The following is a 17,724-nucleotide window of genomic DNA, read 5'->3' as shown; positions in this document are numbered from 1 at the left end:
TATGTTCGATCTTCGGAGAAAGGCCCGTCTCAAGCTGCAACGTGCCATGTCCGAGGTGATCGCCGAATCCGACCGGCGGTCCCGCGAGCTCACCGAGAACCAGCACGACCAGACCCTCGCCGAGTTGAGCGCGACCAACCAGGAACTGGCGCGGGTGCTGTCCGAGCTCTCCGACGCCCGCATGGAGATCTCCGACGTCCAGCAGCGGCTCGGTGAACTCGAGCAGCAGGCCCGCCGCGACATCACCCAGGCGCTGGACATGCGGGCCACGAACGAGGCCGCGGAGTTCGTGCTCGAACACATGCCGAAGGCGCCGGTGTTCTGGAACCCGCAGGACACGCTGCGGTACGGACTGTCGCAGGTGGAGGTCGAGGGGATGGCCCTCGAGTTCGGGGTGGCGTCGGGCACCACGCTCCGGATCATCGTCGAGCAGTTGAAGGACGCCGAGCACGAGGTGTTCGGGTTCGACGTGTTCTCCGGTCTGCCGCAGACGTGGCGCACCGGGTTCCCGGCCGGGGAGTTCGCGCAGGAGAAACTGCCCAAGGTGCGGGGCGCGGAGTTGGTGCCCGGACTGTTCGAGGACACGCTGTCGGGCTTCCTCGGCAAGCACCCCGGACCGGTGTCGTTCGTGCATCTCGACGCCGACCTGTACTCGTCGACGAAATCGGTGCTCGACCGGCTCGAACGGCGGCTCGTCGCGGGCACGGTGATCGTGTTCGACGAGTTCTTCAACTTCCCCGGCTGGCAGGAGCACGAGTACCGGGCGTGGACGGAGTTCGTCGACCGCACCGGCGTCGGATTCGAGTACCTCAGCTACACCGCCAACCACGAGCAGGTGGTCGTGCGGATCACCGCACCAGCTTCACCGCCTGGGTGACGTTGAACGTCACCCGGTCGTCGATCCGCAGTCCCGACCTCGTGAGCGCGGCGAACGCCTCGGTGTCCTCGAAGTGGTACGGCGGCAGCGTCCACACCTCGTTGGACGTGTGCCGGATGATGCGCTCGCTGTCGCGTTCGTAGTCGGTGAAGAACCAGACCACCGAGCACGAGTCGAGCGCACCGGCGAGATCCGGGACGGCGACTTCGTCGTCCCACAGCGACCCCCGACTCGCGGCGGTGGTCCCGAGCCCGATGTCGCGGGTGCCGTCGAACGATTCCGGTCGCACGTCCTTCACGAGGCGCAGCGACGTGGGGTTCCAGGCCGGTTTGTCGAACAGCACGCAGTCCCCCGGCCGGAGATGCTGCCCGGCGAAGACGTTGGCGGTGCTGAAGTCCATGCCGCTGGGTTTCGCCCACTGCTCGCGCTGCGCGACGTAGGCCGGCGACGCGGCCACCGCGAACACGGCCAGCACCGCGGCGCACTGCCACCATGCGCGGGCCAGCGCGGCCAGGCAGAGTCCGCCGATCAGGGCCACCGCGGGTGTCGTGAACGTGAAGTACCGCGGGAGGTACACCGGGCTGCGGAGCAGCGAGTAGACGAGCAGCAGCGCCATCGGCACCGCGATCCACGGCAGCGCGATCGACAGCACCGCGGGCAGCCGGCGACCGCGCGCCAGCGCCACCGACCCCGCCACGACCAGCACCGCGAACAGCACGGCGAACCACGGTGCGCCGACGAACCACTGGTACTCGGCCACGGCCCGGGGCAGGTGGCCGTCGAGCGGCGGGATCCACGCCACCTGGACGGCTTCCCGGCGCACCAGCGCCACGAACGGCGCCGCGACCACCAGCCCCGCGGCCGTGGCCGCCGCCCATCCGAGCCAGGACCTTCGGGCCGCGCGGAGCAGCAGGAGCGTCAGCAGGTGCGCGGGCACCAGCGTGAGGAGGTAGACGAACAACACGATCGACACCGCCAGGCCTACGGCGTACAGCGCCCACAGCCACCACCGCCGGAGTCTCAGTGCCCCAAGGAGAATGACGGTCAGCCACACCGCGGCCGCCGCCGTGGCCGCGTATCCGCGGGCCTCCGCGGCCGCCCACGTGACGCTCGGCAGGATCACGAACAGAAGTCCGGACAGCACCGCCACCCGCCGGGTCGCGATCAGCGCACCGAGCACCACCACACCCGCACCCGCGGCGCCCACGGCCAGGGCGCTCGGGAACCGCGACGAGAACTCCGACGCCCCGAACACCGCGAACCAGTAGCGCATCGCGACGTAGTACAGGCCGTGCACGGCGTCGATGTGGCCGAGCAGATGCGACAGGTCCGGCCGGGACCGCTGGCTCGAATACAGCGTCGCGACCTCGTCGTACCAGAACGACGGACGCCAACTCCACGCCGCGCCGAGCAGCACACCGAGCGCGAAGACGAGGGACGAATCCCGGAGCAGCCCGCGGTCAGGCAGCTGCCCGGACACCGTCACTGGCCGTAGAGGCGGGCCCAGTTCTCTCGACTGGTGAGCTGCGGCAACGCATCCCGGTACTGACGCTGCGTCGATGCCGCATCCTCGCGGAACCGCTTCATCAGCTTCGCGGTCCGGGCCGTGAGTTCGCGCGCGGTCTCCTTGTCGCGGCGGCGCACCCGCACCCCGGACTGGGACGCGTCGGTGATGACGGCGGTGTCGAACAGCGACACGTGCCACCAGTGCGCCTCGGCCACAGGGATACTCGCGACACCGTGCTGGGTGCGGCCGAGCCACTGGTAGGCCGCGCGCTTGGCGAGGACGAGGTCGATCTTGCTCTTGTCCGGCTGGAAACCGGCGTGCCGGGTGACGAGGTCGGAGTTGCGGACACCGGGGATGTTCGTCGCGGGATGCTTGACGGTTTCCGGGAACCGCTTGCGCTCCTCCCGGATCGCCGCGAGCACGGCCTGGCCGCCGTCCTCGAGTACCTTCGGTCCCTCGAGGAAGTCCTCGATGCCGCGAATCATGGTGTACGCCAACCCGTACTGCATCGACACCAGGTACTGGGTGATCTCCCGCGTCATCAGCTTGCTCAGCGACTTGGCGTCGAAATCGCTGTGCAGCGCGGCCGCGATCAGCGAGTTGCGGATGCTGAAGTACTTGGCCCAGTCGTCGCGGTCCTTCCAGTGGAAATCCGCATGCCACACGCCGGCGTTGGGCAGCGTGACCGTGACGAATCCGGCCGCGCGGGCACGGATGCCGTACTCGATGTCGTCCCACTGGAAGAACATCGGCAGCGGGAGCCCGATCTGCGCGACCACCTCGGCGGGGATCAGGCACGACCACCACGCGTTGTATCCGGCGTCGACGCGCTTGTGCTGCTTCTTCTTCAGCAGGTTGATGTCGTGCCGCGACCCGGCCGCCCAGCGGCCCGCCTTCAGCTTCGACAGGTCTGCTTCCTCCGCGCTGACGTGCAGGTGCTCCGGGTTCATCAGGTACAGCATCTGCGCGCCGACGAGCGTCGGCTCCGAGGTGACGTTCGCGAACGCGTTCATCCGCAGGATCGACTCCGGCTCGCACAGGATGTCGTCGTCCATCAGGATCAGGTTGGCGTGCTCGTTGATGCCCGACACCTCGTACATGCCGCGGGTGAAGCCGCCGGCCCCGCCGAGGTTCGGCTGCCGCAGGTAGACGAGTTTGTCGCCCAGGATCCCGGCGACCTCGGTGAACTTCTCCCGGTCCGACACGTGGTCGCTGCCCTGGTCGACCACGTACACGGCGTCGATGCCGGACGCCATCGTCGGGTCGTTCGCGATGGCGGCGACGGTCTCGGCGCAGTCGTCGGCGCGGTTGAACGTGCAGATCGCGATCGCGGCGGGACGGATCACGGACGGCGCGGCGACGGTCCACTCCAGTTCGCTCACGGTCAGGGGGCCGTCGACGGCGGTGAACTCGACCCACAGGGAGCCGCCGTCGAGGTACGAGTCGAGCTTCGCGGACAGCGTGGCCGTGCCCGTGCCGTCGATCTCCGTCGTCGACAGGATGCGGGAGTTGCCGCCCGAATCGGAGCCGCGCAGGGCAACCACGGCGCGGCCGTCGGCCTCGTGGCGGAACGCGACGGTCACGTCGGTGACCGTGGTCCAGCGCTGGTAGTAGCTGGCCGCGAACCGGCCGAAGTAGGTGTCGGTGTCGACCGTCGCCCCCTTCTCGAGGTGCACCACGTACCGTTCGCGGTGGGCGCGGCCCTTGACGATCCGGGCGTACAGGTCGTCCTTCACCCGGGTGGTCGGTCCCGTGAACAGACCTCGCGCCACCACCAGGCGGTCGGGTGCGCGATGCTCGGTGAGAGCACTCCGTACCGCGGCCGTGCTCCCGTCCACAGGTGCTACCGACGCAGACTCGTTCATAGTGCTCCTACTGTTCCCCGCGAGAGGTGGGCTGGACCGCACCAACGCGACGGCACGATCCTCTTCTCGGTTCGCAGGGTATCAACCTCGCGCCGCGCTCCCCGACCATGCGAGGCGACCTCCGTCCCGGTGACGGGCCCGCAACCGGAACAGCCCCACCCCCATCGCAAGCACATCGGCCCTGGATATGCGGGTTTCGTGGCTGTCGTGGTCGGCGCTCAGACGCACCGGCACCTCGACCGGAACGAGGCCGGCCCGCTCCGCGAGGTAGACCAGTTCGGTGGTGAACAGGAAGCCGGGCTCGGACAGGTCGGGAACCAGTTCGCGGATCAGTTCGCCGTCCATCAGGACGGTGCCCTGCGGATCGCCGGTGCGCATCCCGAGGACCACCCGCCGCATGGCGGCGAAACCCCACGTCAGGGTTCCCCGCAGGGCGCCGCGCCGCACCTGTGAGTCGGGGTGGGCCTTGGACCCGATCACGACCTCGGGCAGCCGGCCGTCGTGGCGCTCGGCGAATTTCTCGGCGCCGTCGAGGTCGTCGAATCCGAACGGCAGGTCGTCGGCGGTGAGCAGCACGTGCGCGCCGCGGCTCGCCTCCGCGCCCGTCCGCAACGCGTTGCCCATGCCCTTCTCGCTCCGCAGGACGGTGAGGGACACGGGCCCGGGCGCCCAGTCCGCGGCGAGGCGGGTGCAGATGTCCGGAGTGTCGTCGGTCGATCCGTTCTCCACGACGATGATCTCGACGTCGTGTCCGGCCAGCCGTTCGGCCACCCGGCGGACGGTCTGCTCGATGACGGCGGCGGAGTTGTAGGCGGGGATGACGACGGAGAGCGCCTTCGGCGCCCGTGCGCCTTTCTGGTCGTGGGAACAACCGAAAAGGCGCACGGGCGCAGCCTAACTCGTAGGCTCGGAACCCGTGGCACCCTCCGCGTCCGTGTCCTCGACCGTCACCCGATCGATACGCGGCGTTCCCGAGTGGACGGTGGCACTGGCGGTCGCGGTGGTGGCCGCGGCCATCGCGACGATTCCGCGGATGGTCGACGACCGCTTCTACTACGGCGGCGACATGCTCGAATCGTTCGTGCCGTCCTGGCACCGGATCGGGACGGAACTGCTGGCCGGGCGGTGGCTCACCGTCAACCCCGACGCCTGGATCGGTGGCAACTACGCCGGTGAGGCGGCCTACGGCCTCTACAACCCCGTCAACCTGGCCAATTACGCGCTGGCCGCGAAGTTCGAGGACCTGTCGGTCGCGGCGTTCGTGATCATGACCGAGTTCCTCGCGTTGTTCGCCCTCGCAACGTACCTGCTGTGCCGCGAATACGGTGCCCGCCGCGGTCCCGCGATCCTCGCCGGGCTGACGATTCCATTCAGCGGTTTCACCCTGTTCTACGAGGCCGGCGGATGGCCGTCCGGGATGATGGCGGTCGCGTGGGTGACGCTGTTCTGGTGGTCCGCGCTGCGCCTGTCCCGCGGTCGCACGAACCCGCTGGTCACCTTCCTGATCGGCGCGCTGACGGTGAGCATGGGCAACCCGTACGCCGCGCTGGGTGCGGTGGTGGTCCTCCTGGGCCTCGGGGTCGAACTCCTCGTGCGACGGGAATTCTTCCGCCTGCTCGTGCTGGTGATCACCGGTGCGTGCGCGGGCACCGGCGCGCTCGTGACGTATCTGCCGCTGTTCCTCAGCGTCGACGTGACCACCCGCGCCGGCAGCACCGGCATCTTCAACGACACGTTCCTGCAGCCGCAGCTCGGCGGACTCGCGGCGATGAGCAGCCCGTCCTACCTCCCGGTGATCATGACGTTCGGCGGCCCCGTCGAGGTCATCCCGTCGCTCTACCTCGCCTGGTTCGTGCTGCCGCTGCTGCCGTGGCTGCCGTGGGGGCGGATCCGCGCCCTGTTCGCGTCGCCGGGGTTCCGCCGCACCCACGGGCGGCAGCTGATCAGCCTCGGGATGATCGCCGTCGTCTACTTCCTCTTCACGTTCGGACCGTCGAACGTCGGGATGTTCCGCTGGCCGATCCGGCTGGTCGAGTATCTGTACCTCTGCCTGCTGGTGGGTCTGTCGCTCGCGCTGTCGCTGGGCCTTGCCCGCGACCGGGTGCGTCGGCGGGCGACGGCTTCGGCGGTGCTGATCGTGCTGGGCTTCTACCTGGCGTTCGCGTCCTCGCCTGCCCTGACCGGCCGGCACGTGCTGTTCGCGCTACTCGTCGCGGCGCTGTGCGCGATCGCATACTTCGCCCGGCGCACCGGCGGCCCGAGCGGTCTCGTCGCCGCCCTCGTCCTCGGCACCCTGGTGGTGAGTGCCGCCCAGGTCTGGTCCCTCACCCACGACATCGAGCGCGGCAGCCGCGCCGACCCGGCGAGCACGGCCACCCTGTCCGGGCAGACGGACCGCTATCAGGGCACCGTCCTGCAGCTCGCCGCGCTGAACGACACCCCGAACGCCGACATCACGGCCGGCCGGATCCTGTTCGGCAACGAGATCATGGCGTCGTCCGTGGAAGGCAGCATCAACGCGTACACCGGCATCGGGTTCACCGAATTCCAGGAGGCCCTGTGCATGGATTACCGCGGCGCCGTCTGCCCCGGCGTCTACGGGGCGCTGTGGCAGCCGGTGAACGCGGACATCCCGGTCCCGCTGATCGACTACCTGCGTGTCTCGACCCTCGTGGTGCAGCACGCGCTGGTGCCCGAGGTGGCGACGACGCCGCCCCCGCCGGGCTGGCACGTCACGGAACGCAGCGATTCCCGGACGGTTCTGCAGCGCGACCGGCCGCTGCCCCTGCCCGGGCGGGTGTCGTTCGCCTCCGACGGCGTCCGGGTGCTCTCGTCCGAGTCGAGCGCGGCCACGGAGACCGTGCGGGTGACGGGCAGCGGCGGCACCGTCTCGTTCGCGCGACTGGCGTGGCCCGGTTACTCGGCCACCGTCGACGGTGAACCGGTGGCCGCGACCGCGGGATGGCACGGCCTGCTCGCGGTGACGGTGCCGCCGGGTGACCACGAACTGGTCGTGACGTTCCGCCCGCCGCGGCAGAACCTGTCCGTCGCGGTGTTCGGCGCCGCGACGGTCGTGGTGCTGATCCTGTCCGTCGTCGACCCGGTGATCCGCCGCCGGAAGGTCAGCGCGGCGACCACCCGGACGACGTGAACGCCGACACGTCGCTGGAGCCGGATCCCGCGACCGCCGCGGACGACAACGCGTCGGCGATCAGCTGGTGGCCGATCTGGTTCGGGTGGTCGCCGTCGTCGGCCAGCAGTCCGGTGGGGTCGCCGTCGCCCCACGTGCCCTTGAACGTGCTGAACAGGTCGACGTATGTGGCGCCCTCCTCGCCCGCGACCTCCGAGATGACGTCGTTGGCGCGCAACGTCAGCGCGGCACTGTCCCGGAGGAACTGCGGGCCGAACAACTCGCGGGCCACATCGCCGTCCGGGAAGACGTCCCAGTATCCGGTGACCAGCACCGCGGTCGGTTGTCCGGCGCGTAGTTCGGCGATGCGGTCGAGCACGGACGTCAACGTGGTCTTCAGCTGCGGAAGCACCGGCGCGAAACAGCCGAGCCCGTCGTCTCCGCCGCAGTCGCCGTCCAGGTAGCCGTCGAGTTCGGCGTAGAAGTCGTTGGCGCCGATGGTGACGGTGACGACGTCGGCGTCACGCACGGCGTCGGCGTCGTATGCGCCGGGTTCGAGGGAGTCCAGCAGGTCGGTGCTGGTCCAGCCGCCGACCCCCAGGTTGGCCACCTGTACGGGCTGGGCGTCGTCGCCGGACAGCTGGTCGCCGAACAGTTCCACGAACGGCGTGCATCCGGGGCATCCGTCACCGGCCGGGATCGAATCGCCCAGGCCGACGAGGGTCGCGACCGCGGGCGCCGACTCCGGCTGCGGTTGCGCCACCGGCGGGGTCGTCGACGTGGAGCAACCGGCGAGAAGCGGAATCAGAACCGCTCCGGGAACACCGAGAATCCAGCGTCGCACGGGGCCTCCCCATCACGTCCTGCGCCTCGGAGGGAGCGCTCGTTACCGGTCCGCACGAATTCTACCGACGGCCGGAGTCGGACGCCGGGCCCCGCGGGACGGTCCGCACGTGCGCCCGCTCGCCCTGGGGGCCGAACAGGCTGAGGATCTCCACCGGCTGCGGTCCGGGATTGCCGAACCAGTGCGGCACGTGGGTGTCGAACTCGGCGACCTCCCCCGGGGTCAGGATCACGTCGTGTTCGCCGAGCAGCAGCCGCAACCGGCCGGACAGGACGTACAGCCATTCGTAACCCTCGTGGACCTGCAGGTTCGGTACCGCGGTCGGATCGCCCGGCGGGATCACGTGCTTGAACGCCTGGATCCCGCCGGGTCTGCGGGTGAGCGGGATGATCGTCGTGCCGTTGCGGTCGAGGGGCCGCAGGTGCACGCGGGGGTCGCCGGTGGCGGGTGCGTCGACCAGTTCGTCCAGGGGTAGCTGGTGGGCGCGGGCCAGCAGGAGCATCAGTTCGAGGGTGGGTTTGCGCTGGCCGGCCTCGAGCCGCGACAGCGTGCTCACCGAGATCCCGGTGGATTCGGAGAGCTGGGCGAGGGTCGCGCCACGCTGCTGCCGGAGTGCTTTGAGTCGCGGTCCCACGGCGTCGAGGACGCCGTCCAGATCGGGTAGGTCGTCGTTCACACCCACCATATTGCCACAGTGGCAAACATCCTTGCCAGAATCGCGATCTCTCCGCACAGTGGACGACACGAGGTCGACGAACGAAGGAGAACGCGATGGAAATCAGTTACGACGTGGTGGTCATCGGCGGCGGCGCGGCCGGACTCGGCGGTGCGCTGGCGCTGGCACGGGCCCGCCGATCGGTGCTCGTGATCGACGCCGGCGAACCCCGCAACGCGCCGGCCGGACACATTCACAACTACCTGGGCCGAGCGGGCACCCCGCCCGGTGAACTACTGGCCATCGGACGCGAGGAGGTCACGGGCTACGGCGGGGAAATCGTGACCGGCACCGTCACGTCCGCCGACAAGGTCGGGGACGGGGAGTTTCGGGTGACGCTCGCCGACGGCCGGGCGGTCGGGGCACGACGCCTGCTCGTGACCACCGGTCTCGTCGACGTCCTCCCCCCCGACATCCCCGGCGTGGCCGAGCGATGGGGTCGCGACGTCCTGCACTGCCCGTACTGCCACGGCTGGGAGCTCCGGGACCAGCCGGTGGGCGTCCTGGCCTGCAGTCCGCTGGCGGTGCACCAGGCGCTGATGTGGGGCCAATGGACCGATCAGGTGACGTTGTTCCTGAACGACGCGAACGAGCCCACCGGCGAGGAGTACGAGCAACTCGCCGCCCGCGGCGTCGCCGTGATCGACGGCGCGGTGGCAGGCCTCGAGGTGCGGGACGACCGGCTGACCGGTGTCCGGCTGCGCACGGGCCGGGTCTTCCCCCTCGCCGCCGTGGTGGTCCCGCCGCTGTTCCGGGCCCGCGCCGACTTCCTCGCGACCCTCGGGCTGGCCACCACCGAGATGGAGATGGCCGGACACGTGATCGGCACCGCCGTCGCCGCCGACGCGATGGGCGCCACCGCGGTACCGGGGGTGTGGGTGGCAGGCAACGTCGCGGACCCGAAGGCGCAGGTGATCGTCGCCGCCGGAGCCGGTCTGACCGCCGCGGCTGCGCTCAACGCCGACCTCATCGCGGAAGACACCCGGCTGGCGGTCGCCGGAGCGCTCAGCCGGTAGCCGACACGGTCGCCTCGTGGACCACGCGGTGCGCGGGCAGGATCGACTCGCGCTCCGCGTCGGCGTCCCCCTCGCCGCCGATCAGCCCGACGTAATGCGCGAGCTGGGCGGCGAGGGGTTCGTCGCTGTACCGGATGGTGGGGATCTCGATCACCGTCTGCTGCTTGTACCCGTCGGCGGGCAGGTCGTCGTCGATGTGCCGGTAGATGGTGATGTCGCGGCGCAGGAGGTCGATCTCGATCAGCCGGTCCGGCTCCAGCAGCGACAACTGCCGGACCTTCCGCTGGCTCACCCGGCTGGCCGAGATGGTGGCCACCGCACCGGATCCGAACCGCAGCACCGCCTCGGCGCAGTCCTCGGCCTCGTTGCGCCGCGAACTGTCGTGGAAGTACCCGAATTCGGCCTTCACCCCGACCGGCGGCGATCCGACGAATCCGATCGCCAGGTCCACGTCGTGGATCAGCAGGTCCGTCGCGACCCCGGTGGGGATGCGGGAGACGAACGGCGAGTGCCGGATTCCGTTGACCTGCCACACGTCGCCGGCGAATTCGCGGGCCGTGCGGACCGCCGGGTTGAAACGCTCGAGCAGACCGCACATCAGCGGGACGCCCGTCGCGGCGGCGCGTTTCACCAGATCGGTGCTCTCCTCGTACGTTGCGGCGAGCGGCTTTTCGACGAGCAGCGGCTTCCCGAGGTCCAGGACGCGGCCCGCCAGCTCGTAGTGCGCGGGTGTCGCCGCCGCGACGACGACGGCGTCGATGTCGTCCAGGCCGTCGAAATCCGGTGCCCACTCGGCGCCGAACCGTGCTGCGATCTGTCGTCCGTGGTCCTCCCGCGGCTCCACCAGCAGCGCCAGGTCGCACAGCGGCGACTGCGCGAGGACGCGGGCGTGCAGCGAACCCATCTTGCCGGATCCGACGAGCGCGATCCGCGGTCGCGTGGACGTCATCACGCCTCCATCGCCTCGCGCACCGCGGCGACGATCCGGTCGACGTCGTCGGTGGAGAGCGCGGCGTGGACGGGAATGCTGAGGCACCGGCGGGCAACGGATGTCGCGACCGGCGTGGGCGAGAGGATCACCCGGGGGTGCTCGCGGTAGCAGTCGTAGTCGTAGACGGTTCTCGGGTAGTAGACGCCGCTGCCGACGCCCCGATCGCCGAGTCGCTGCGCGAGGGTGTCGCGGTCGATCGGCGCGTCCGGCGCGAGGATCACGGTGAACTGGTGCCACACGTGCCCGCGGCCCGCGAGTTCCGAAGGCAGCACGAGTCCTTCGACGTCCTTCAGCCCGGTCCGCAGCGCCTCCGCGTTGCGGCGGCGCGACTCCACCTGCTGCAGATACGAACCCAGTTGCGGCAGTCCGAGACTGGCCTGCAGGTCCGTCATCCGGAAATTCTGCCCCGCCATCTCGTACTCGTAGCGCCTGCGCATGCCCTGATTCCGCAGCACCCGCAGCCGGTCGGCCACCGCGTCGTCGTCCGTGGTGACCATGCCGCCCTCGGCGGTGGTCAGATTCTTGGTGGCGTAGAACGAGAAGCAGCCGAGCCCGAAACTGCCCGCGCCCCTGCCGTCGAACGTGGCACCGTGCGCCTGCGCGGCGTCCTCGACCACGGCGAGCCCTTCGGACTCGGCCAGCGGCATCAGCGCACCCATGTCGGCGGTCTGCCCGTACAGGTGCACCGGCATCAGCACCCGGGTGCGGTCGTTCACGCAGTCCGCCACGACGTCGGGGTCGAGCGCGAAATCGGACTCACCGATGTCGGCGAACCGGGCTGTCCCGCCGGCGTCGAGGATCGCGTTGAGCGTGGCCACGAACGTGAACGGCGTGGTGAGCACCTCGTCTCCGGGCTGGAGGTCCAGCACCCGCAGCGCCGCGATCAGCGCGGTGGTGCCGCTGTTGACGGCCACCGCGTGCCGGGTGCCGACGAGTTCGGCGAACCCCTCCTCGAACCTCGCGACCTTCGGTCCCTGCGCGACCATCCCGGATCGCAGGGTGTCGAGAACCTCGCGCTCGACATCCTCTCCGAAGGAGATACTCGAGATCGCGATCACGGTTCCTCCGATAGATTGACGTGCAGTTCACACCGTCTTCACAGATTGCAACCACTTGAAGGTTCCCACGGTCTGCACGGCTCCTGGAAGGAATCGGCAACTTTCATGACCATCGGTGAAAACTGCGAAATCCATCCGACCGTCGTGATAGGCGACGGCGTCACCGTCGGCGACCGGGTCGGCATCGGCCCGTATGCCGTCCTCACCGGGCCCCTCGATCTCGGCGACGACTGCTGGATCGGCGCCCACGCGACGCTCGGGGCGCCGCCCGAGTGGATCGGGAAGACGCATCCCCGCACGTGGACGGAGGTCAGCCCGCATCAGGGGGTCGTGATCGGCGCGGGCACCGTGATCCGGGAGATGAGCGCCGTCCAGCAGGGTGCCGAGCGGCCGACGACCATCGGCCGCGGCGGATTCGTCATGAACCACACGTCCGTCGAGCACGACGTCCGGATCGGCGAAGACTGCGTCCTCTCGCCGTCCTGCACCCTCGGCGGTCACGTGACCCTCGGCGACGGCGTCAATGTCGGCATGAGCGCGGTGGTGCATCAACGCCGGGTGATCGGGGCGCGCGCGATGGTCGGCATGGGATCGGTCGTCGCCAAGGACATTCCGCCGTTCGCCACCGTGTTCGGCAACCCCGCCGCACTGCGCGGCACCAACCGGGTGGGCATGAGCCGCGCCGGGATTCCCGACGAGGACATCGCCGCCGTCGAGGCGCTGTACGCGTCGGGACGGCTGGGAGCCGACGCGGAACTCCCGCGGTCGCTCGCCGACGCGTTCGCCCGGTGGCGGGAGCTGGCGGTGAAACCGCTCGTTTCCTGATCCTGCGCGCTCCGATTGCTATCGTCGGAACCGAACGCTGCACTGCTGCAGCGCACTGCCGGTGAGGGGGTGGTTCTCGTGGACACCGATCCCGAGATCGTCCCGGACCGCGGCGGCCGCGCCGTCCTGATGAACGCGCTGCGGATCCTCGTCACCCTCGCGATCGTGGTGGCCGTCGTGTTCGCCGTGAAATCGCAGTGGGCCGAGGTCCGGGACACGATCATCCAGCTGGACTGGTGGGCGCTCGCCGTCTCCGCGGTGTTCGTCTTCCTCGGCATGGGTGCGGCGGTGCGCGCGTGGCAGCACGCGCTCGGCGCCCTCGAGCATCCGATTCCCGCGTTCGACGCCGCCCGCTGCTACCTCGTGGGTCAGCTCGGCAAGTATCTCCCGGGCAGTGTGTGGGCGTTCGTCCTGCAGACCGAACTCGTCCGCCGGGCCGGGGTGTCGCGGGCCAACGGATTCGTCGCCGTCCTCGTCACCGTGGGGCTGAGCATCACGTCCGCGCTGGTCGTCGGGCTGCTGGCGCTACCCGCCCTGTTCCACATCAGCACCGTCGCGGCGGTCGCGGTGATCGTTCTCGTCCCGATCGCCCTCGTCTGCTGTTACCCGCCGATCCTCACCCGGCTGGTGAACCTGGCCCTGCGGATCCTGCGCCGCGCCCCGCTGCACCGGCAGCTGACGATGCACAAGATCGGACGGGCCCTCGGCTGGTGTGCGGTCAGCTGGGTCCTCTACGGCGTGCACCTCTGGTTCCTCGCCTCGAGCACGGCGGGTTTCGAGGCGGGCACCCTGGTGCAGTGCATCGGCGCGATCGCGCTCGGCATGTGCGCGGGGGTGCTCGTGGTCGTCGCGCCGTCCGGCATCGGGGTCCGCGAGGCCGTCGTCGTCGCGGCGTTGTCGCCGTTCATGGACAGCGGGGTCGCGCTCGGGCTGGCCCTCGCGTCGCGCCTCGTGTTCACGCTGTGCGAGGTGCTCGCCGGTTTCGTCGCCGCGATCGCGGGTTCGCGGTCGCTGCGCAACGCCCTCGTGCACGAGGATGCGCGGGTACCGCAACCGTCCTGAGGAGACCGCGATGACGGACGCCTGGGAGGTCGATCCCGCGTACGAGAACTACATCGGTCGCTGGAGCAGGCTGGTCGCGCCGCGGTTCCTGCGGTGGCTGGCCGCGGATCCGGGCGGCGCCTGGTGCGACGTGGGATGCGGCACCGGCGCCCTCGCCCACACTGTTCTGCGGACAGCGGACCCGGCCCGGGTGGTCGGAGTCGAGCCTTCGGCGTCGTTCGCGGCGGCGGCCCGGGCCGGCGCGGACGATCTCCGCTTCGACGTGCGGCCGGGCACCGCCGAATCCCTCCCCGCCGAGGACGGCGAGTTCGACCGGGTGGTCTCCGGGCTGGTCCTCAACTTCGTGCCCGATCCGGCCGAGGGGCTCGCCGAGATGCGCCGAGTGACGCGGGCGGGCGGGACGGTCGCCGGGTACGTGTGGGACTACGCGGAGGGCATGCAGTTGATTCGCGCGTTCTGGGACGCCGCGCGCGAGCTCGACGAGGCGGCAGCCAAGCTCGACGAGAGCGTCCGCTTCCCGCTCTGCCGGCCGCGTCCCCTGCACGACCTCCTGTCCACCGCCGGGTTCACCGGGGTGGCCGTGCACCCGCTCGACGTGCCCACCGTGTTCGCCGACTTCGACGACTACTGGCGGCCGTTCCTGGGCGGTCAGGGGCCCGCGCCCGGGTACTGCACGTCGCTGTCCGACGGAAGCCGAACCGAGCTTCGCGACCTGCTCGACGCCCGGTTGCGGCGCGACGAGACGGGCCGCATCGCCTTGACGGCGCGGGCGTGGGCGTTCCGCGGAACCGTCAGCCGATGACGGACTCGGTGGCCGCGTACGCCTTCTCCGCGGATGCCTTCTGCGGGCGCCACCACGACTCGTTGTCGCGGTACCACCGCACGGTCGCCTCGAGGCCGCTGCGGAAATCCTCGTACTGCGGCGTCCAGCCCAGTTCGGTGCGCAGCCGCGTCGAATCGATCGCGTAGCGCAGGTCGTGGCCGGGACGGTCGGTGACGAAGTCCAGGTCGTTCGTGTCGCGGCCGAATACCTCGAGCAGCGTTCCGACGACGGTCCGGTTGTCGACCTCGCCGTCCGCGCCGATCAGGTACGTCTGCCCGAGCGTCCCCTTCTCCAGGATCGTCCACACGGCGGCGTTGTGGTCGTCGACGTGGATCCAGTCGCGCACGTTCTTTCCGCTGCCGTACAGGCGGGGACGCACCCCGTCGATCAGGTTGGTGATCTGCCGTGGAATGAACTTCTCGACGTGCTGGTACGGACCGTAATTGTTGGAACAGTTCGACAGGGTGGCCCGCACCCCGAACGAGCGGGCCCACGCCCGCACGAGCAGGTCGCTGGACGCCTTCGTCGCCGAGTACGGGCTCGACGGGTTGTACGGGGTCGACTCGGTGAAGCGCTCGGGGTCGTCCAGCTCGAGGTCGCCGTACACCTCGTCGGTGGAGATGTGGTGGTAGCGGACGTCGTGGGCGCGGACCGCCTGCAGCAGCGAGAACGTGCCGATCACGTTCGTCTGCACGAACGGCGTCGGATCGGCCAGCGAATTGTCGTTGTGCGATTCCGCGGCGAAGTGGACCACCGCGTCCGACGCCGCGACCAGGCGATCCACCAGCGCGAAATCCGCCACATCGCCGTGCACGAACTCGATGCGGTCGGCCACCGCGTCGAGCGAGCGCCGGTTGCCGGCGTACGTCAGGGCGTCGAGCACCGTCACCTGCACGTCCGGCCGCTCGGCGACCGTCTGGTGCACGAAATTCGCGCCGATGAACCCGGCGCCGCCGGTCACGAGAAGCCTCATGTGCACCCACCCTAGTGGCGAGCCCGAGTTTCTATCCGGCGCGAACACTGGAACACTGCGCACATGCGCGGAATCATCCTGGCAGGCGGCACCGGGTCCCGGTTGCACCCGATCACCCTCGGAGTGAGCAAGCAACTGGTCCCGGTCTACGACAAGCCGATGATCTACTACCCGCTCTCCACCCTGATGCTCGCGAACATCCGCGACATCCTCGTCATCACCACCCCGCACGACGCCGAGCAGTTCCGCCGGCTCCTCGGCGACGGCGCCCAGTTCGGGGTGAACCTCACATACAAGGTGCAGGAGGAACCGAACGGCCTCGCGCAGGCGTTCGTCCTCGGCGCCGACCACATCGGCAACGAGTCCGTCTCCCTCGTGCTCGGCGACAACATCTTCTACGGCCCCGGCCTCGGTTCCCGGCTGAACCGCTTCGAGAACATCGACGGCGGCGCCGTGTTCGCCTACTGGGTGTCCGACCCCAGCTCCTACGGTGTGGTCGAGTTCGACGACACCGGCCGCGCCATGTCGATCGAGGAGAAGCCCGCCACCCCGAAGTCGAACTTCTCGATCCCCGGGCTGTACTTCTACGACAACGACGTCGTCTCCATCGCGCGCAACCTGAAGCCGTCGGACCGCGGCGAATACGAGATCACCGACGTCAACCAGGCGTACCTGCAGGCCGGACGGTTGCAGGTCGAGGTGCTGCCCCGCGGAACCGCGTGGCTCGACACCGGCACCGTCGATTCGCTGCTCGAGGCGGCGAACTTCGTGCGCACGCTCGAGCACCGGCAGGGGCTGAAGATCGGCGTCCCGGAAGAGGTCGCGTGGCGCCGCGGGTTCATCACCGACGACGAATTGTCGGCCCGCGCCGAGACTCTCGGCAAGTCCGGGTACGGCGACTATCTCCTCGAACTTCTCGACCGCGGCAAGGACTGGTGACGTGGAGTATCGCGAACTGAAGGTCCCGGGCGCCTGGGAGATCACCCCGCGACAGTTCGGCGACGACCGCGGCGTGTTCCTCGAATGGTTCAAGGGCTCGGAGTTCGAGGCCGCCGTCGGGCACCCCCTCGACCTCGCCCAGGCCAACTGCTCGGTGTCCGCCGCCGGCGTCCTGCGCGGGATCCACTACACCGACAACCCGCCCGGGCAGGCGAAATACGTCACCTGCGTCAAGGGCGCGTTCCTCGACGTCATCGTCGACCTGCGGGTGGGGTCGCCGATGTTCGGGCAGTGGGATTCGGTGCTCATCGACGACGTCGACCGCCGCGCCGTGTACCTGCCCGCCGGGGTCGGCCACGCGATCCTGTCGCTCGAGGACGCGTCGACGGTGATGTACCTGTGCTCGATCGAGTACACCCCGGCCCTCGATCACGACCTCCATCCGCTCGACCCCGACCTGGGCATCGACTGGCCTACGGTCGGCCGGGACGGCAGCCCGCTGACGTTCCAGCTGTCCGAGAAGGATTCGGCCGCGCCGTCGCTGCAGCAGGCCATCGACGCCGGAGCCCTCCCCCCCATGTGAGTGTTTTCGTGTGCCCGGGTACACGAAAACACTCACCTGGGGGTGGGCGCGCGAACCGCAGTTCCGGGACCGGCGCCAGGGAGTATCTTTCGGACATGTCGAAGCCACCTCTGACACCGAAGGCCGCCGAGATGTTCGCCCGGCCCAATTACGCCACCATCGCCTGCGTCCGGCACGACGGGCAGCCCGTGTCCGTGGCCACCTGGTATCTGTACGAGGACGGCAGGGTGCTGGTCAACATGGACGCCGAGCGCAGGCGACTGGACTACCTGCGGACCGATCCCCGGGTCAGCCTCACGGCGATGGATCCGGGCGACTGGATCACCCACGTCAGCGTCCAGGGCCGGGTGACGGAGTTCGTCGACGACGAAGACCTCGCCGACATCGACCGCCTCGCGACCCATTACAGCGGCAAGCCGTACCCCGTCCGCGACCGGAAGCGGGTCAGCGCCTGGATCGAGATCGACACGTGGCACGGCTGGGGGTCGCTGAAACAGTCCTGACCGAATCCGCGCC

General features: G+C 69.6%; 17 protein-coding genes. 9 read left to right on the top strand and 8 right to left on the bottom strand.

Annotated features, from left to right (window positions below; translation table 11 throughout):
• The first annotated feature begins 1 nt into the window (after position 1).
• Positions 2–877 carry a class I SAM-dependent methyltransferase gene (locus ROP_RS19640; protein WP_012691158.1) on the top strand — a complete coding sequence of 292 codons (876 nt, stop codon included), beginning with the start codon at positions 2–4 and terminating at the stop codon, positions 875–877.
• Here ROP_RS19640 and ROP_RS19635 read toward each other — a convergent pair.
• The 3 genes from ROP_RS19635 to ROP_RS19625 form a co-directional block, all read right to left on the bottom strand.
• Positions 849–2,363, bottom strand: coding sequence for a glycosyltransferase family 39 protein (locus tag ROP_RS19635; RefSeq protein WP_012691157.1), 1,515 nt, complete (start codon positions 2,361–2,363; stop codon positions 849–851). The genes ROP_RS19640 and ROP_RS19635 overlap by 29 nt on opposite strands.
• Positions 2,360–4,249 (bottom strand): glycosyltransferase, encoded by a 1,890-nt coding sequence (locus tag ROP_RS19630; RefSeq protein ID WP_043825008.1) that lies wholly within the window; start codon positions 4,247–4,249, stop codon positions 2,360–2,362. The genes ROP_RS19635 and ROP_RS19630 overlap by 4 nt, the downstream gene beginning before the upstream one ends.
• 81 nt (positions 4,250–4,330) lie before the next feature.
• Positions 4,331–5,134 carry a glycosyltransferase gene (locus ROP_RS19625; RefSeq protein ID WP_012691155.1) on the bottom strand — a complete coding sequence of 268 codons (804 nt, stop codon included), beginning with the start codon at positions 5,132–5,134 and terminating at the stop codon, positions 4,331–4,333.
• A 148-nt stretch (positions 5,135–5,282) separates the two neighbouring features.
• Here ROP_RS19625 and ROP_RS19620 point away from each other — a divergent pair, with 148 nt between their 5' ends.
• Positions 5,283–7,400 carry a hypothetical protein gene (locus ROP_RS19620; protein ID WP_419789315.1) on the top strand — a complete coding sequence of 706 codons (2,118 nt, stop codon included), beginning with the start codon at positions 5,283–5,285 and terminating at the stop codon, positions 7,398–7,400.
• Here ROP_RS19620 and ROP_RS19615 read toward each other — a convergent pair.
• Entirely contained in the window at positions 7,372–8,223 is an 852-nt protein-coding gene (locus ROP_RS19615; RefSeq protein WP_012691153.1) for an SGNH/GDSL hydrolase family protein, read from the bottom strand. The genes ROP_RS19620 and ROP_RS19615 overlap by 29 nt on opposite strands.
• Before the next feature lie 61 nt (positions 8,224–8,284).
• A complete protein-coding gene (locus ROP_RS19610; protein WP_043825005.1) occupies positions 8,285–8,908 on the bottom strand; it encodes a helix-turn-helix domain-containing protein in 624 nt (207 codons plus the stop codon).
• An 86-nt stretch (positions 8,909–8,994) separates the two neighbouring features.
• Between ROP_RS19610 and ROP_RS19605 the strand changes: the two genes are divergently transcribed.
• On the top strand, positions 8,995–9,954 hold the full coding sequence (locus tag ROP_RS19605; protein WP_012691151.1) for an NAD(P)/FAD-dependent oxidoreductase: 960 nt from the start codon (positions 8,995–8,997) through the stop codon (positions 9,952–9,954).
• On the opposite strand, the gene ROP_RS19600 is transcribed toward ROP_RS19605, so the two are convergent.
• Both ROP_RS19600 and ROP_RS19595 read right to left on the bottom strand, forming a co-directional pair.
• Positions 9,944–10,903: a Gfo/Idh/MocA family protein gene (locus ROP_RS19600; RefSeq protein ID WP_012691150.1), complete on the bottom strand. Its 960-nt coding sequence runs from the start codon at positions 10,901–10,903 to the stop codon at positions 9,944–9,946. The genes ROP_RS19605 and ROP_RS19600 overlap by 11 nt on opposite strands.
• Complete coding sequence (locus ROP_RS19595) at positions 10,903–12,003, bottom strand: DegT/DnrJ/EryC1/StrS family aminotransferase (RefSeq protein WP_012691149.1); 1,101 nt, start codon at positions 12,001–12,003, stop codon at positions 10,903–10,905. The genes ROP_RS19600 and ROP_RS19595 overlap by 1 nt, the downstream gene beginning before the upstream one ends.
• A gap of 105 nt (positions 12,004–12,108) precedes the next feature.
• On the opposite strand from ROP_RS19595, the gene ROP_RS19590 reads away from it, so the two are divergent.
• The 3 genes from ROP_RS19590 to ROP_RS19580 all read left to right on the top strand — a co-directional run bounded on the left by ROP_RS19590 (position 12,109) and on the right by ROP_RS19580 (position 14,692).
• Complete coding sequence (locus tag ROP_RS19590) at positions 12,109–12,828, top strand: acyl-ACP--UDP-N- acetylglucosamine O-acyltransferase (protein ID WP_043825003.1); 720 nt, start codon at positions 12,109–12,111, stop codon at positions 12,826–12,828.
• A gap of 69 nt (positions 12,829–12,897) precedes the next feature.
• Positions 12,898–13,890: a lysylphosphatidylglycerol synthase transmembrane domain-containing protein gene (locus ROP_RS19585; protein ID WP_043826690.1), complete on the top strand. Its 993-nt coding sequence runs from the start codon at positions 12,898–12,900 to the stop codon at positions 13,888–13,890.
• 10 nt (positions 13,891–13,900) lie between these two features.
• Entirely contained in the window at positions 13,901–14,692 is a 792-nt protein-coding gene (locus ROP_RS19580) for a class I SAM-dependent methyltransferase (RefSeq protein ID WP_012691146.1), read from the top strand.
• On the opposite strand, the gene rfbB is transcribed toward ROP_RS19580, so the two are convergent.
• The gene (gene rfbB, locus ROP_RS19575) at positions 14,682–15,686 is read right to left on the bottom strand and encodes a dTDP-glucose 4,6-dehydratase (RefSeq protein ID WP_012691145.1); all 1,005 of its coding nucleotides are present in this window, start codon (positions 15,684–15,686) and stop codon (positions 14,682–14,684) included. The genes ROP_RS19580 and rfbB overlap by 11 nt on opposite strands.
• Before the next feature lie 63 nt (positions 15,687–15,749).
• Between rfbB and rfbA the strand changes: the two genes are divergently transcribed.
• The 3 genes from rfbA (at position 15,750) to ROP_RS19560 (ending at position 17,711) form a co-directional block, all read left to right on the top strand.
• Positions 15,750–16,625, top strand: coding sequence for a glucose-1-phosphate thymidylyltransferase RfbA (rfbA, locus tag ROP_RS19570; RefSeq protein ID WP_012691144.1), 876 nt, complete (start codon positions 15,750–15,752; stop codon positions 16,623–16,625).
• Between the two features lies 1 nt (position 16,626).
• Complete coding sequence (locus tag ROP_RS19565) at positions 16,627–17,208, top strand: dTDP-4-dehydrorhamnose 3,5-epimerase family protein (RefSeq protein ID WP_012691143.1); 582 nt, start codon at positions 16,627–16,629, stop codon at positions 17,206–17,208.
• Positions 17,209–17,303: 95 nt separating this feature from the next.
• Positions 17,304–17,711 (top strand): pyridoxamine 5'-phosphate oxidase family protein, encoded by a 408-nt coding sequence (locus ROP_RS19560; RefSeq protein ID WP_012691142.1) that lies wholly within the window; start codon positions 17,304–17,306, stop codon positions 17,709–17,711.
• Positions 17,712–17,724 lie beyond the last annotated feature (13 nt).

The organism is Rhodococcus opacus B4 (assembly GCF_000010805.1).
GTDB classification, from domain to species: domain Bacteria; phylum Actinomycetota; class Actinomycetes; order Mycobacteriales; family Mycobacteriaceae; genus Rhodococcus_F; species Rhodococcus_F opacus_C.
This window is presented reverse-complemented; position numbering and strand designations above follow the sequence as displayed.